Raw genomic sequence first — 16,276 nt, forward strand, 5'->3', positions numbered from 1 at the left:
TCACGATTAACTCTTTTCTTTATTTTATATAAGAGCTATTCAGCACCTGCGTAATCAAGCTGACGCCAAGCTTCATAGCTAATAATGGCCACTGAGTTAGACAGGTTTAAGCTGCGATTACTCGCCGCCATTGGGATGCGCAGACGTTGACTGGTTGGAATCGATTCAATAATCTCCATCGGTAGTCCACGGGTTTCTGGGCCAAATAACAATACATCATCTTTTTCAAAAGCAAGTTCACTGTGTGGGCGGCTACCTTTAGTAGTGCAAGCCATGATGCGCTTACCAGCCATGGCTTCTAGAAATGCTTCAAAGTTTTTATGGCGAGTAATATTGGTTAAATCTGAATAGTCTAACCCTGCACGGCGCAGTTTCTTTTCTTCTAAATCAAAGCCTAGTGGTTCAATCAAATGAAGTTTTGCGCCATTGTTAGCACATAGGCGGATAATATTGCCGGTATTTGGGGCGATTTCTGGTTCATAAAGAGCAATATTAAACATGGGCGTTACCTTGATTGAGTGAGCTCGGAATTATACGCAAACATTCTAGGCTGTGAAAGAAATGATGAATTTAGTCTGTGTAACAGATTAAATCCATCACGCTTAATGAGGGATGTACGTCGTTGACCCGTTGAGCGGAATAAAGCTCAACACTAACTCAGCATTTTTAAAGGTAAGCGGATCTTGACCTGTAAGCCTTGTGGTTCAAGGTTGCTGGCAATGATTCCCCCTTGATTTAACTTAATTGCTGCTTGAGTAATGGCTAAGCCTAAACCCCAACCGCCAGATTCACGAACACGTGAACTATCAGGGCGATAGAAAGGTTTAAATATCTCTTCAAGCTCAGCGTCGTCAATACCTGGACCATTATCACTAATGGTGATCAGGATATGGCTTTTCTTTTGCACTGCATTAATCGTAACCCTGCTATCAGCATATCGAATCGCATTACGCAGTACGTTTTCGATGGCGCGCGATAAAGATTTTGGATAGTGGTCTAAGCTGATTGATTCAGGGATATCAATTTCTAATTGCTTCTGCTGTTGCTCGGCTTCAAATTCAGCATCATCAAGGATTTGGCTTAATGATTCAGCCAACTCTAAATGGACTTTATTCTCATTGTTACTGATGGTGACACGAGACAAGGTGAGTAGCTCTGAAATCAAATCCTCTAGTTGCTCGGCTTCGTAACCAATACGTTCAATTTCAACACTGCTTTGTTCTTTTTTGCGAGCAAGTGCTAGGGATAACTGTAATCGCGTCAGTGGGGTTCTTAGTTCATGGGAAATATCGCCCATGAGCCTTTGTTGATTGTTAATCATGGTTTCGATAGCGTCGGCCATGCTATTAAAGGCTTGTGCTAACTCGCCAATTTCATCGCCACGGGTGGCAACTTTTTTATCAACTCGGCTAGATAAGTCACCGCCAGCAAGGGCATTAGAACTTTGCTTAAGTGAACGAAGTGGCTTTCCTAAGTTCCATGCTAACAATCCGCACAAAACACCAGACATCAACATTGCAATGATGACTGTGAGTAACTTGTGGTCGTTAAAAAAGAAAAACCAAGGCTTAGGGTGATTATCAGCGATACGGCTGTAAACTCGGTATTGACGCTCACCAGCGATAAAGGTGTATGGGCCAAAGATAAGCTCGGTGCGAAACTGATGGCTTATCGGTTCTTTGTGGTCTTCACTTAACAGCAAAAATTCACGAAAAGTACGAGGCACTTTTTGATGATTTATGACCCGACTTTCATCGTCAAGAATATAAAACTTGAGCGCTTTACCTTCAGGACTGCGATGACGGTTGAGTTTTTTTAACGCACGAGTATTTTCCAGTAGCTCTGGTTCTTCGATCAAGTGCTTCGCTACTCGTTTGAGAAGGTGCTCTTGTTTATGGGAAAGCGGCTGTTGATCGTGATTTTGTTGTAAAAAAGGCAGCACGCCGACAAAGCCAATGATTAACGAACTGCATAACCAAAAGCCCAGCAGCAATTTAACAAATAAACGGTTTATAGAAGGTAATAACGTCATTATGGGATCCAGATATACCCTTTGCCACGAATGGTTTTCACCCTTGGACGACCATCTTTACGCTCAGGTAACTTCTTGCGCAAATTGGATAAATGCATATCTAAACTACGATCAAATGGCATTAATTTTTTGCCTAATACGGTTTCACTTAGCTGCTCTTTAGTGACCAAATCACCGGCTTGGGTAATTAAGCTGTGCAGTAGTGAGAACTCTGTGCCCGTGAGAATAATAAGCTGTTCATTACAGTAAAGCTCTTGTCTGGCCTGATCTAAACTCAAATCACCAAAAGAGATTGTATCTTGTTCACCACTATCGGCTTGGGTAAGGGCTGAGCGGCGCAAAATCGCGCGCATACGGGCGATTAGCTCACGATCATTAAACGGTTTTGGTAGGTAGTCATCAGCGCCAATTTCAAGGCCAACCACACGGTCAATTTCATCACCACGAGCCGTCAGCATTAGCACTGGGGTTTGCTTTTGGGTTCTGAGAGCACGCAAAACTTCAAAGCCGTTAAGCTTTGGCAACATGACATCAAGTAGGATTAAATCAAAATCTTGGTTTTGTGCATAATCAAGGCCTTGTTGGCCATCAAATGCTTGGGTTAAATCAAACCCTTCAAGTTCTAGAAGTTGGGCTAATAATTCTGACAAGCCTGCGTCATCATCAACTAATAAAATTCGACTCATTGGTATCCTCACTCATTTATTAACCACACTATATAACGAATGAGGAACCAAGGTTAGTAACATTGCACTCTTTTACAAATTGGTCAGTGCTACCTGAATAAGATAGAACCCCTCTACGGTTGAGTATTCAACTGGTATTTGCCATCAGTGCGGATATAAATTGTCGCGCCATTTTCTGCGGCTTCGATGTTATGTGAGAACTGACCCGTTGAGCCGAAGTAACTGCCTGCATTAAGGGCTTTAGCGTTATCTGTTTCTGCTGACTGATATTGTAAATTTCCTGCAATCACTATACCGCGAAACTCCTCAGCATCGACGTCGATTTCTCCTTTGTAACCAGCTGGGATTTTGACCATAGTGCCGCCAAGTTGTCCATCGGCGTTACTGCCCCATAACGCAGTCATTTTCACATCATTGCCATTAATAAAGCTAACATCAGTTGGATTTAACCACACATGATTTGATTCATGAAGATTAATTGGCTTTTCTCCACTATCAAAATGCTGATCCGATGGTTTGACAAGATAAGGGCCGCTATCGATTTCTAAGAAAATCGTATTGGCTTCACCATTGGCTGACGTGATGTGGTTTTCGCCAGCGGGTTGAGTCCAAAATGAGCCAGTAGGCATCCACATAGTGGCAGCATCAGGGTCGTCATTATGCATTTGTCCCTTAATCACAATACCGCGATAGGTAATGTTGTGAATGTGCGGAGGCGACGAGAAGCCTTTATTGAATTTAACCAGCATGCCAGTAGGCAAATTTTTAGTGCGGTCGCCCCATAGGTTAGCAGCACCAGGGCTTTTATCACCACGAAGTGGGTTTAGATATCCCCATTGAATTTCACTGCTGCTAATGACTTCAGATTGGAGTTGAGTGGTTTTAGCTATCGCTTGTGTGGCTGAAAAGCTGCCTAAAATAGCAATAGAAATAACGAAAGGAGATAGGTTCATTATAAAAGTCCGCTAGTGGTGTTTAATCAAAACAATATTGATCAATTAATTCTAGTGAATAATTATAGTGAATAATTATAGTGAATAGATTTAAATAAGAAACAGGCTAAAGCTATAAACACTATCGTGTTATTTTTGATAATCGATCTTAGCAGTTGATTCTGTACTTTTGATGCTGACTAATTGGAAATGCCCTATTGGCAATGATCTGTTGGCAATTCCCTATTGGCAATGGCCTATGGAAATGACCAAGGCTATCATTTTTACAAAAAAGCGAACCTGTTTCAGGCTCGCTTTTTTTGAAGGATTGAAAGACTGTTGCTTATAAATCCTTGGGTTATTTCTGCATATAACGCTTAATTTTAACCACAATAAACGTCAATAAAATTGAGCCCGCAATTAATCCAACTGAGAACACCACGTTTTGCAGTGCCATAGGATTAATCACCAACATACTGCCTAAACCTAGCATCATAATGCCAGACATGAGTTTAAGCACTTCACCTTCTTTTTCGGTCAGCTTACGCTTACCTAAAGTTGCTGAGAATACGATAACAATAGTCGCCAGTGGAATAACATAAATTATGTTATAGGCGATTAAATACATATAGCGTTCAATAGTATCTAAGCCTGAAATCGACAATACGGAGGTGTAAATCATTGGAAAACCCGCAGTACACAATAACTCATAGGCATTAGCGAGGATTGCTAATATGGTTGAGCCAATGATCAGTGTTGGCAAGGAGCTGGTTTTAGACAGTTTACCCATGCGCTTGATTAGGCTACCTCGATTTTCAACTGACATCGATAAGCTGACATCCCCTTTGCCATAGAAGAAGTCTTTAATATTGACCCCCGCAGCGACTAAAGCGAGTAAACCTGCACCTGTGATAATCCAGCCACCATCGCCACCGCCTAGTAGAATGAACAGGTTGAGCCATGCACTCATAAAGATGAAGTAAATAAAGCCTGAGAAAAATACAAAAATCCCGCCGACCAATAACATGCGCTTGCGACTGCCAGCATTCACCATAATGCTTAGTAAAAATAGCAAGACGAAAAAGGCGCAAGGGTTAAAGGCGTCAACACCTGCGAGCACCAATGTCAGTACAGGTAATGACATCTTTTCGGGTTGTACAGCACCAATTAATGGAATATCTACGGGTTGCACATGAGGCGTGTTATCAGCTTGATTAAGGTTTGAAGTACTGGTGTCTGGATCTAAGTCTAAACCACAGGTACTTGGGGTGTTTGGATCTGAGCCATCAGAACAGGTTTCAAATAATGGCGAGTTAGCCGTTGATTTATCCTCGTAAAAGTCTGCCATTAAATCTTGGCTATCTTTTGCTGCATGAGCGTTACCGCCATTACGTTGGTAGCAAGCTTCTAACCGTTCAAGGATATATCGACCCGTTACGTCATGACTGTTATAGCCTAAAATCGCTTCGCCACAGACGGCAAAGTAGGGCACAGACTTAGGCTCAACGCCTGTGTGTTTGCCCATTTCCATTAACTTGTCGACATTACCTGGTTCACTGATGAGGTAGTCTTCAAGGTTTATCCAGCTGTAACGTTCTGCAAGAGCATCAATAAAAGGATGGGCTTCACGACAGTGTGGGCAAGTCGATGACCAGAAGAAATGTAAGTTTACCGAGGGTTCGGCGGTTGTTTTGTTGACCCAAATATCAGACTCATCTGCTTGGGCTAGGCCTGACACTGAAACTAACAGGCTAAATAAAATCATCATGCGGGTGAAAAACTTGCTCATCCATAACCTCAACTAATACACCTAAAAGAATTTACCAGAAGCTCAGCACCCTTGATGAAAGTGTGAGGGAAAACTGAGACATCAATGTTATCTCTGATACAAAACATTACTGTTTGTTCAGTATGGAAATTATTCTTGTTTATATACGTGAACTGGCTCGCATATCTGCTTGATGAAATGAGTTTGTATCTGAATTTGAGATCTTTACATAGCTTTACCGACACATAACCCTTGCTGACATTGCATTCGCTAAACTAGCTTCATACCAAAAACGACTTCAAAGGATTTGTTAGTCAGCTTGGTATAGCAACACCAAATTCAGTTAGCGATGCGAGTTAACCCATGTGTTCAAGCGTCGTGACTTATTCACACAGAATGTATTAAGCAAACAAATAGGTGACATTATGAAATCACGTTTAACAGTAAAAAGCAGTTTAATCGCTCTTGTCGCTTCTTCTGCGTTATTAGCGGGCCAAGTATATGCAACGAGCACTGCAGAGACGACAGCTCAAACTGAGCAGACTCAACAAAAAGGTGAGCGCGGCGGTAAACACCACGGCAAGAGCATGCATAAGAGTGTGCGCAAAATGCTTCGCTCTTTAGATTTAACCGAGACGCAGAAAACTGACGTTAAAGCAGTTTTTGAAAAGTACAAAGAAGATAAAGCTGACCGTCCATCTGCTGAAGAGCGTGCAGCACATAAAGCTGAAATGCTAGCGCTGATTAGCAATGCTAACTTCGACGATGCTCAAGCTGATGCCATTATTGATGCTAAGCAACTTAAGATGAAAGAAGGCATGAAAAACTTCATGAAAATGCAAAACGAAATCTATCAATTACTGACAGATGAGCAAAAAGAGAAGTTTGACTCACGTTTTACTAAAGTTAAAAGTAAAGGTCGTCGTTAATCGTTGACAGAGTCAGTTATAATAGAGGGATACTATCTTGCTAAATGATGCGTGATTACCTCTACTATGACGAAAGATTCAGAGTACGATTTTTGGGTTAAACTAGCTAGCCGCGCTGCAGTGGCTACAGCCCTAATCCTTATTGTGATAAAATTACTCGCTTGGCTCTATTCAGGGTCAGCGAGTATGCTTGCATCATTAACCGACTCGTTTGCTGATGCATTAGCTTCCATCGTTAACTTCATTGCTATTCGCTATGCCATTTTACCCGCAGATGACGATCATCGTTACGGGCATGGTAAAGCCGAACCCCTTGCTTCGCTTGCCCAATCTGCCTTCATTTTAGGTTCAGCATTTTTATTAATGTTTTATGGTGGAGAGCGCCTATTTAATCCGGTGGAAGTTACCCATGCAGGTTTAGGTGTGGTGGTGTCGATTATTGCCTTAATCATGACTTTTGCCTTGGTGCTGCTACAAAAGAAAGCCTTAGCTAAAACCAATAGTACGGTAGTTGAAGCCGACTCGTTACATTACAAGTCGGACTTATTCCTAAATGGTGCGGTGTTGTTAGCGTTAGTACTGGCACAGTATGGCTGGTGGTGGGCGGATGGCTTATTTGCGGTATTGATTGCTTTATATATTGGTCATCAAGCTGTTGATTTAGGTTATCGCTCAATTCAGTCATTGCTTGATCGAGAGCTAGATGAAGCAACTCGTGAGCAGATTGTCGAGATTGCCAAACAAGATAAGCGTGTGCATGGCATTCATGATTTGCGTACCCGTCAGGCGGGTAAAACGACTTTTATTCAGTTCCATATTGAGCTTAAAGGATCGTTATTATTACGTGAGGCGCATGAAATTACCGATAAAACCGAACAACGACTGCGAGATGCTTTTGATAGTGCTGAAGTGATCATTCACCAAGATCCAATTAATTAGATTATTAAAGAGCATCATTTGAGTTAATGCGTCGCATCAAAATATAAAAATGCCGCCAACAATTGAATTTGCTGGCGGCATTTTTTCGGTATATGTTTTTCAATATACTCAATACATCAATCAGTATTAATAACCTAACTGACGAAATTGTTCAGTGGCTGCAGTGACAATATTTTCAATCGTATTATCGACATTGACGGTCACGACTAAGGCTTCTTGGCTGGGACTCTCTAAGGTCGAAAATTGACTATCAACCATGTTCTGTTTCATAAAGTGACCGCTTCTGGCCTGCAATCTTGCCAAGATAAGCTCGTAGCTGCCTTCTAAATACAGAAAGGTGACTTGTTGATTACCGTCTCGAATCGTATCACGGTATTGCTGCTTTAACGCCGAGCAGACAATAATGGCAGTTTCGTTTTTCGATTCGATGCTGTATGCGGCGTCTCGAACACGTTCCAACCATGGTGCCCTGTCATCATCATTAAGAGGCTCGCCACGAGCCATTTTTTGAATATTGGCACGTGGGTGTAAGTCATCACCATCAATAAACTTGGCATTTAAGCGAGTTGCTAACTTTTCACCAACGGTGCTTTTACCACAGGCACATACACCCATCACAATAATGGTTTTACCGGTCATGTACTTTCCTTAAGTTAAGGATGTTCTATGTTCTATGTTCTATGTTCTATGTTCTGGGTTCTCAACTGTGATCCTTAATGCAGTATTGAGTATTGTTTTAAGTTTCAGTGAGTCTTTTGCAGTTAATCCATTTCTAGTTCTTTCAATTTACGCGTTAAGGTATTGCGTCCCCAGCCTAGGCGTTTTGCAGCTTCTTGTTTATGACCTTGAGTATGTTTAAGCGCTGTTTTTAATAGAATTCGCTCAAAGGCAGGTTGCACTTCGGTGAGTAAATCACTTTCACCAGCGGCCAGTTTCTCATCTATCCACTGGGTCAATGCGACTTGCCAATCAGATACGCCATTCACTCTCTCGCCAGCACTGACAGGATCTTTTAGTAATTCTGTTGGTAAGTCTTGTGGCAGGATTTCTTGTCCTGATGCCATAACGGTTAACCAGCGGCAGGTATTTTCAAGTTGTCTAACGTTGCCTGGCCAAGGCAATTGCTCAAGTTTGGTGGCAGTTTCTTTGGTGAGTATTTTCGGTTCTACGCCAATTTCTTTTGCTGCAGAGACTAAGAAGTGAGTTGCCAGTTGAGCAATATCTTCACGACGTTGTGAAAGCGGTGGCAGGTGGACTCGAATGACATTAAGGCGATGGAATAAATCTTCACGGAAATCGCCTTTTTGCACCAATAACTCTAAGTCTTGATGCGTGGCGGCAATAATTCGCACGTCCACTTGCACAGCAATATGGCCACCGACGCGATAGAATTGACCATCAGCCAGAACACGCAATAAGCGGGTTTGTACATCAAGGGGCATATCGCCAATTTCATCTAAGAATAAGGTACCACCGTTAGCTTGTTCAAAGCGTCCTTGGCGTACGTTGGCAGCCCCAGTAAAGGCGCCTTTTTCATGTCCGAACAGTTCTGATTCAATTAAATCTTTCGGGATGGCAGCCATGTTTAATGCAATAAAAGGGCTGTCTTTTCTTGGGCTGTGTTTGTGTAGAGCGCCTGCAACCAGTTCTTTACCGGTACCCGATTGACCATTAATTAATACGCTAATTGATGAACGTGATAGGCGGCCGATAGCTCTGAATACTTCTTGCATCGATGGCGCTTCACCAATGATCTCCGGTGTTTTGACCACTTCTGGCTCTTCGCTTGGGACTGGCACTTGCTCCGTTGCATGGGTAAGTGCACGCTCAACCAGTGCGATGGCTTCATCAATATCAAATGGCTTAGGTAAATATTCAAATGCACCAGCTTGGTAAGCGCTGACGGCACTGTCTAAATCAGAATGGGCGGTCATGATGATGACTGGAATATGCGGGTAGTGCATTTGTAAGCGATCAAGCAATGTCAGTCCGTCGGTACCAGGCATACGAATATCCGACACAATCACGATTGGTTGTGAGATCTCTAATGCTTGCCACAATGACTCCGCAGCTGCAAAGCTGGCAGTGGATATTTTAGCCCCGAGTAGCGCTCTTTCTAATACCCAGCGAATAGAACTGTCGTCGTCGAGGATCCAAACTTGTTCGCTTATATTCATGTTACTTCCTCTATGGCCATCAATGGCACGTTATTGTAATGGCAGGATAATAGTAAATTCAGTGTGTCCTGGCGCCGATACACAATCGATTCGACCTCCATGTAGTCGAGCAATATTGTGTGCAATGGAGAGCCCTAATCCTGAGCCCTCTTCGCGACCCGTTACCATAGGGTAAAATAGGGTATCTAATAGCCCCGCAGGGATCCCAGGGCCGTTATCAATAATGGATAATGCAAGTACCAGTTTATATCGCTGAGTTCCAATGGTGACCTGATGTTGAGTGCGAGATCGAATTAAGATTTCACCACCTTCGACTTCCAATGCTTGAGCCGCATTTTGCACTATATTAAGCACTGCTTGTTGCAGTTGGTCGGCATCCATACTCATATCTGGAATTGATGGGTCGTAATCGCGGGCGAGTTTGACCTTTTTAGGCAAAGCTAACTCGGTCAACTTTAAGACTTTCTCCACCACTTGATGAATATTATGTTCTGTATGCTGTGTAGGGCGCTGTGGCCCTAATAACTTATCGACGAGATTTCGCAATCGATCTGCTTGCTCAATTATCAGATCAGTAAACTCTTTTAACTCGGGTTCAGCTAATTCTCGCGACAATAATTGGGCTGCACCACGCAGGCCGCCTAATGGGTTTTTAATCTCATGGGCGAGATTACGCACTAAAAACTGTGCAGCTTGTTGCTGTGCATCGAGGTTAAGTTGCTGGTGAATACGATGTTGTTGATCGACCTGACGCAGTTCCAATAAACTGAGGTTATCTTCGCTTTCCATTGGGATTAAAGTGATATCGATAATATGGTGCACGCCATCTAAGGTGATGAGCGAGGCAGTATTGATGGTTATGCCCTGATTGGCATTAACTGAATCAATCAGTAATTGAATCTCAACTCCCATAGATTGATATAGCTCTGGGAGGCGCTGTTCCACTAGTTTGTTTGCACCAACACCAAGCAGCTGTTCTGCTGCCGCATTGGCATAGTGAGGCCGTAATTCGCTATCAATAACGAAAACTGCGGTAACTAAATGATTCAGCAGATTATTTGTGTCCATCAATTGTCCTGCATAATGAAGTTGCACCATCATGTTGCACCGATTTGGTGCGTTGTGCAACTTATTCTACATCGACAATCAATTTATAAACGCCTGAACAAATAATTTTTATCTATATGAAAGTTATAGATTTTATTAAGTTCTAGGTGTTGCTCTAGGCTTATTTAGAATCGATGTCTGATGTAGAAATATCTTTCTAGCAGAACTAGATGCAAGGACTTTGCCGTTTTGGGTCAAAATCTTAACCACTAAATTATGTTCGCCGCGATTCACTTCGGTAACATTAAAAATAGCGCTAGATTGTGGTTGACCATACAGGATGTCGTCGATGTATAACGCGAGTAGGTAACCTTTTGGTAATTCTGGTGCTGCGCTGGCAACAACAGTGAAATTACCTTGGTTATTACGAATGGTTTCTTCTTGGGTTGGGTTAACGATACGGACACGGTAGGTGATAGGTTCAGCGCTCTTCTTCATCACTTCAGTTTCAGTCGGAATGCTGACTGAAATACTATTTTGAGTGTTTGCGTTTAAATCAACAGCTTCAGCATTCTCTCTAGGTTCATCACTATAATGGACTTTACCGTTTTCATCGACCCAACGATAAACGGTTGCATGGCTGCTAGAGATGATAATACTGCATAAAATAAGGCTAATAATTAGGGTTAAGCGCATTTGGGGTTCCTTCACCTTGGGCTTTAATCACCTTAATACTAGCCTCTTTTTAACAAAAAATCAGCAATTACTGATGAACTGAATTTGCTAATTACTTGTACTGACAGCGATATTCGCTCACTTCTGATGTACGGATTTTGAAATTCACGTTGGCATCCAATTCAAAAAGATTACCCGCAGCAACTGTTGTCCATTCAGTGGCTTGAGGTAATAACACCTCAAATTGACCTGAGGTAATGTTCATTACTTCTGCTTGAGTGGTGTCGAAATCATACTCTCCAGGCAATACGACGCCTAAGGTTTGATGACTGCCATCAGTGAAATGAATGGTGCGACTGATGACTTTGCCATCAAAATAAACATTCGCTTGGGTGGCGACATCGACCTGTGAAATAACGCTCATTGTGGTATTCCTTAATTAAATCATGCTAGTTTTATTTTATTGTGTGAATATAAATGCAAACAGGATGAATATAAAGTAATAAAAGGTTATAGGCTAGACTGAATTGTAAAACGAGAAGTGTTCGATTTAAATTTTTATAAATGAGTAATTTACAGGCAATAAAAAACCCGCCTAAGCGGGTTTTTTTATCATTTAATATGATTAATAACGATTAAGAACCACGGTTGTGACGCTTACGTTCGTTTTCAGTTAAGTAACGCTTACGAACACGAATGTTCTCAGGTGTTACTTCTACTAATTCGTCATCATCGATGAACTCAAGTGCTTGCTCAAGTGTCATTTCGATATGTGGAGTCAGTACTTGTGCTTCATCTGTACCAGATGCACGCATGTTAGTAAGTTGCTTACCTTTCAAACAGTTAACTGTTAAGTCATTTGCACGAGCGTGTAAACCAACTACTTGACCTTCGTATACTTCAGCAGCGTGTCCAATAAATAGACGACCACGTTCTTGAAGGTTAAATAATGCGAATGTCAGTGCTTTACCAGTAGCGTTAGAAATCAATACGCCACGAGCACGTTGACCAATATCGCCGCCTTTAACTGGACCGTAATGGTCAAATGAATGGTAGATAAGACCAGTACCAGAAGTCGCAGTCATGAATTCAGTTTGGAAACCGATTAAGCCACGGCTAGGGATAACGAAGTCGATACGTACACGACCCTTACCATCTAACTGCATGTCACGCATGTCACCTTTACGGGTACCAAGCTTTTCGATAACACTACCTTGATGCTCTTCTTCAACATCTACAGTTAATGTTTCGAATGGTTCACACATCACACCATCGATTTCTTTTTCGATAACTTCTGGACGAGATACTGCTAACTCGTAACCTTCACGACGCATGTTTTCAATTAGGATACCTAAGTGTAATTCACCACGGCCTGATACGCGGAAACGATCCGGAGATTCAGTTTCTTCAACACGTAGTGCAACGTTATGAACTAGCTCTTGCTCAAGACGCTCAAGGATATTACGTGAAGTGACGTACTTACCTTCTTTACCAGCGAATGGAGAAGTGTTGACTTGGAAAGTCATTGTTAGTGTTGGCTCATCTACAGACAACGGAGGTAGCGCTTCTAATGTAGAAGGCGCACAGATTGTGTCTGAGATTTGTAATTGGCCAAGACCAGTAATTGCAATGATGTCACCAGCGTTAGCTTCAGCAACTTCGTGACGGTCAAGACCCATGTAACCTAATACTTGGCCCATTTTACCGTTACGAGTTTTGCCATCAGCGCCAACAACAGTCACTTGTTGGTTGGTCTTGATGCTACCACGCTTAATACGACCAATACCGATAACACCCACGTATGAGTTGTAATCGATTTGAGAGATTTGCATTTGGAAGTCACCTTCCGCATCAGCATCAGGAGAAGATACTTTCTCAACGATGGTTTGGAAAAGTGGTGTCATGTCTTCGCTAGTTTCATCAGGATCTAATGAAGCGAAACCATTTAATGCAGAAGCATATACGATTGGGAAATCTAACTGTTCGTCAGTTGCACCTAAGTTGTCGAATAAGTCGAATACTTGGTCAATAACCCAATCAGGACGAGCACCAGGACGGTCAATCTTGTTAATAACAACGATTGGCTTAAGGCCCTGTGCGAATGCTTTTTTAGTTACGAAGCGAGTTTGTGGCATTGGGCCATCAACTGCATCAACTAATAATAAAACAGAATCTACCATAGATAGAACACGTTCTACTTCACCACCGAAATCGGCGTGACCAGGAGTGTCTACGATGTTAATACGGTAGTCGTTCCATTTGATGGCTGTATTCTTAGCCAGAATGGTGATACCACGTTCTTTTTCAAGATCGTTAGAATCCATTACACGTTCTGTGGCTTCACCTCGACTTTCAAGGGTGCCAGACTGAGCCAAAAGCTTATCTACCAAGGTTGTTTTGCCATGGTCGACGTGAGCAATAATGGCGATATTACGTAAATTCTCTAACACGGATAAAACCTCTATACCATCAAATAAAAATAGGAGTTTATAGGACTAATAAGTATAGCCACCATAAAAAAGCGTGCCATTCTACTCCAGCAAGGCTTGAGTAGATAGGATTATTTTTGAACACTTGCTTATTTATAAAAATTTAAGCTTTAAAGATAGAAGATAAAATTCAAAAAGGATCATATTGCCGCAATAAAGTGACGCTTTAATGAACTAGATCAATGATGGCGTTAAAACCAATGCACCGAAATGGACTTTTGCACCATTAGTGCGCATAGTGGTGCACCGAAGTTGTGCGTTATTAGTGCCTTACGCGAGAGGGATATTTTTATTGTATTTTAAATCAATGCTTTATCTTTCTGGCATGAAAGTCGCTTATAACAAATCAAATTCGAAAGCAGACGTGATGTCTGACGAATAACAAGATTACATTAAGGGACAACCCTTTACCCTACCGGAGGCTTAAGAATGTCAGTTGAATCAATCCTAAAACAAATTGAAGAACTAGAAGTTAAGTTCGTAGATTTACGTTTTACAGACACTAAAGGTAAAGAGCAGCACGTCTCTATTCCTTCTCATCAAGTGAACGATGACTTTTTTGAAGATGGCAAAATGTTTGATGGTTCATCTATCAACGGTTGGAAAGGCATCAACGAATCTGACATGGTGTTAATGCCAGACCCTTCTTCTTTCTTATTAGATCCTTTCACTGAAGAAGTTACTGGTCTTATTCGTTGTGACATTTTAGAGCCAGCGACAATGACGGGTTACGAACGTGATCCACGTTCAATCGCTAAAAAAGCTGAAGAATACCTAAAGTCTACTGGTATTGCTGACACTGTATTAATTGGTCCAGAGCCAGAATTCTTCTTATTCGACGACGTTAAGTTTGGCACTGACATGTCAGGTACTTTCGTTAAAGTTGACGCGAAAGAAGCAGCATGGAACTCAGGTACAAGCTACGAAGACGGCAACACAGGTCACCGTCCATTCGTTAAAGGTGGTTACTTCCCAGTTGCACCAGTAGATTCATCACAAGACATTCGTAGTGCAATGTGTCTAATTCTTGAAGAATTAGGTCAAGTAGTTGAAGCGCATCACCACGAAGTTGCTACAGCTGGTCAAAACGAAATTGCTACACGTTTCAACACGCTTTCAAACAAAGCGGATGAAATCCAAATCATGAAGTATGTGGTTCATAACACGGCTCATGCATACGGTAAAACAGCGACATTCATGCCTAAGCCAATTGTTGGTGATAACGGTAGTGGTATGCACGTTCACCAATCTTTAGCTAAAGACGGTGTTAACTTATTCTCTGGCGACAAGTACGCTGGTTTAAGTGAACTAGCTCTTTACTACATCGGTGGTATCATCAAGCATGCTCGTGCATTGAACGCATTCACTAACCCAAGCACTAACTCTTACAAGCGTCTTGTTCCTCATTTCGAAGCGCCTGTAATGTTAGCTTATTCAGCGCGTAACCGTAGTGCTTCAATCCGTATCCCAGTGGTACCAAGCCCGAAAGCACGTCGTATCGAAACACGTTTCCCAGATCCAACCGCTAACCCATACTTAGCATTCGCAGCGCTGCTTATGGCTGGTCTTGACGGTATCCAAAACAAGATTCACCCTGGTGAAGCAATGGATAAAGATTTATACGACCTGCCTGCTGAAGAAGCAGCTGAGATCCCACAAGTTGCAACGTCTCTAGAGAATGCACTTGAGAACTTAGCAGCTGACCACGAATTCTTAACGAAAGGTGATGTATTCAGTAAAGACTTTATTGAATCTTACATAACTCTTAAAAATGAAGAATGTGAGCAAGTATCTCGTACTACTCACCCAATGGAATTCCAACTTTACTACTCTCTATAAGTAGAAGTTGTTTAACGCAGATGCAGTTTGATTAAGCTCATCAACCGTTAACGAAAAAGCCCTTACTGGTTTCAGTAAGGGCTTTTTTATCGCCTGAACATTCATCGTTTTATCCAACTCAACCAAGATGCTTCTGTATTTATAAACACAAACCCTCATTCTCAAACCATATGTATCAATGTGTATCGGATAACTTTTGGTTATGAGTGTTATAAAGATTAACAATTATTCACTTAACAATTGAGTCATTAATATACAGCCCATAACAAGCGCTTACGAAGTCAGGTGACTGGTAATGCGACAAGATGGGACCACTCATCGTCATGATTCAAATTAATGAGAGAATACAAATGAAAGTTAAATTAATCGCTACTTTAGTCTCAGCCGCTTTAATGACAGCATGTTCATCGACTGGTTCTAGTGGAAACAATTCTACGCCTTCGCCAGAGTTACCAGTTTCACCAGAAATTGTTAACCCAATTGAAGATGGTACTCCAGGCCAAGGTCCAGAAGATACTCCTAGCCGTCCAATTGAAGATGGTGTTCCAGGCCAAGGTCCAGAAGTAGACCCAAGCAACCCAATTGAAGATGGTACTCCAGGCCAAGGTCCAGAAGTAGACCCAAGCAACCCAATTGAAGATGGTACTCCAGGCCAAGGTCCAGAAGTAGACCCAAGTAACCCAATTGAAGATGGTACTCCTAGCCGTCCAATTGAAGATGGTGTTCCAGGTCAAGGTCCAGAAGTAGACCCAAGCAACCCAAT

At 42.0% G+C, this 16,276-nt stretch carries 14 protein-coding genes and 1 pseudogene; 4 read left to right on the forward strand and 11 right to left on the reverse strand.

Annotated elements, in window-relative coordinates; all coding sequences use genetic code 11:
* Nucleotides 1-35: 35 nt before the first annotated feature.
* The 5 genes from trmL to AB4153_RS17860 all read right to left on the reverse strand — a co-directional run bounded on the left by trmL (nt 36) and on the right by AB4153_RS17860 (nt 5,439).
* Nucleotides 36-500: a tRNA (uridine(34)/cytosine(34)/5-carboxymethylaminomethyluridine(34)-2'-O)-methyltransferase TrmL gene (gene trmL, locus AB4153_RS17840; RefSeq protein WP_371998286.1), complete on the reverse strand. Its 465-nt coding sequence runs from the start codon at nt 498-500 to the stop codon at nt 36-38.
* 152 nt (nt 501-652) lie between these two features.
* On the reverse strand, nt 653-2,032 hold the full coding sequence (locus AB4153_RS17845) for an ATP-binding protein (protein WP_371998287.1): 1,380 nt from the start codon (nt 2,030-2,032) through the stop codon (nt 653-655).
* On the reverse strand, nt 2,032-2,718 hold the full coding sequence (locus AB4153_RS17850) for a response regulator (RefSeq protein WP_102526762.1): 687 nt from the start codon (nt 2,716-2,718) through the stop codon (nt 2,032-2,034). Before AB4153_RS17850 ends, AB4153_RS17845 begins: the two co-directional genes overlap by 1 nt.
* Nucleotides 2,719-2,831: 113 nt before the next feature.
* The gene (locus AB4153_RS17855) at nt 2,832-3,671 is read right to left on the reverse strand and encodes a DUF4437 domain-containing protein (RefSeq protein WP_371998288.1); all 840 of its coding nucleotides are present in this window, start codon (nt 3,669-3,671) and stop codon (nt 2,832-2,834) included.
* Between the two features lie 337 nt (nt 3,672-4,008).
* Complete coding sequence (locus AB4153_RS17860) at nt 4,009-5,439, reverse strand: cytochrome C biosynthesis protein (protein WP_371998289.1); 1,431 nt, start codon at nt 5,437-5,439, stop codon at nt 4,009-4,011.
* A gap of 404 nt (nt 5,440-5,843) precedes the next feature.
* Between AB4153_RS17860 and AB4153_RS17865 the strand changes: the two genes are divergently transcribed.
* Nucleotides 5,844-6,347, forward strand: a complete 504-nt coding sequence (locus AB4153_RS17865) for a Spy/CpxP family protein refolding chaperone (protein ID WP_102526765.1) — start codon at nt 5,844-5,846, stop codon at nt 6,345-6,347.
* Between the two features lie 66 nt (nt 6,348-6,413).
* Nucleotides 6,414-7,286: a cation diffusion facilitator family transporter gene (locus AB4153_RS17870; RefSeq protein ID WP_102526766.1), complete on the forward strand. Its 873-nt coding sequence runs from the start codon at nt 6,414-6,416 to the stop codon at nt 7,284-7,286.
* A gap of 126 nt (nt 7,287-7,412) precedes the next feature.
* Here AB4153_RS17870 and AB4153_RS17875 read toward each other — a convergent pair whose 3' ends face one another.
* From AB4153_RS17875 to typA, 6 genes are all read right to left on the reverse strand, one after another.
* Nucleotides 7,413-7,925, reverse strand: coding sequence for a gluconokinase (locus tag AB4153_RS17875; RefSeq protein WP_371998290.1), 513 nt, complete (start codon nt 7,923-7,925; stop codon nt 7,413-7,415).
* Nucleotides 7,926-8,047: 122 nt separating this feature from the next.
* Nucleotides 8,048-9,463 carry a nitrogen regulation protein NR(I) gene (gene glnG, locus AB4153_RS17880; protein ID WP_102526768.1) on the reverse strand — a complete coding sequence of 472 codons (1,416 nt, stop codon included), beginning with the start codon at nt 9,461-9,463 and terminating at the stop codon, nt 8,048-8,050.
* Between the two features lie 30 nt (nt 9,464-9,493).
* Nucleotides 9,494-10,531: a nitrogen regulation protein NR(II) gene (gene glnL / locus AB4153_RS17885; RefSeq protein ID WP_371998291.1), complete on the reverse strand. Its 1,038-nt coding sequence runs from the start codon at nt 10,529-10,531 to the stop codon at nt 9,494-9,496.
* A gap of 135 nt (nt 10,532-10,666) precedes the next feature.
* Nucleotides 10,667-11,206 (reverse strand): DUF4124 domain-containing protein, encoded by a 540-nt coding sequence (locus tag AB4153_RS17890; RefSeq protein WP_371998292.1) that lies wholly within the window; start codon nt 11,204-11,206, stop codon nt 10,667-10,669.
* 91 nt (nt 11,207-11,297) lie between these two features.
* A complete protein-coding gene (locus AB4153_RS17895; RefSeq protein ID WP_102526770.1) occupies nt 11,298-11,609 on the reverse strand; it encodes a pyrimidine/purine nucleoside phosphorylase in 312 nt (103 codons plus the stop codon).
* A gap of 211 nt (nt 11,610-11,820) precedes the next feature.
* Complete coding sequence (gene typA / locus AB4153_RS17900) at nt 11,821-13,635, reverse strand: translational GTPase TypA (protein WP_102526771.1); 1,815 nt, start codon at nt 13,633-13,635, stop codon at nt 11,821-11,823.
* Nucleotides 13,636-14,103: 468 nt separating this feature from the next.
* On the opposite strand from typA, the gene glnA reads away from it, so the two are divergent.
* Together glnA and AB4153_RS17910 are read left to right on the forward strand one after the other, a co-directional pair.
* Nucleotides 14,104-15,513 carry a glutamate--ammonia ligase gene (glnA, locus tag AB4153_RS17905; protein ID WP_102526772.1) on the forward strand — a complete coding sequence of 470 codons (1,410 nt, stop codon included), beginning with the start codon at nt 14,104-14,106 and terminating at the stop codon, nt 15,511-15,513.
* A 350-nt stretch (nt 15,514-15,863) separates the two neighbouring features.
* Nucleotides 15,864-16,276 (forward strand): annotated as a pseudogene (locus tag AB4153_RS17910) (hypothetical protein); the annotation flags it as partial.

This window comes from Shewanella sp. 10N.286.52.E4 (assembly GCF_041468785.1).
Taxonomy (GTDB): Bacteria; Pseudomonadota; Gammaproteobacteria; order Enterobacterales; family Shewanellaceae; genus Shewanella; species Shewanella electrodiphila.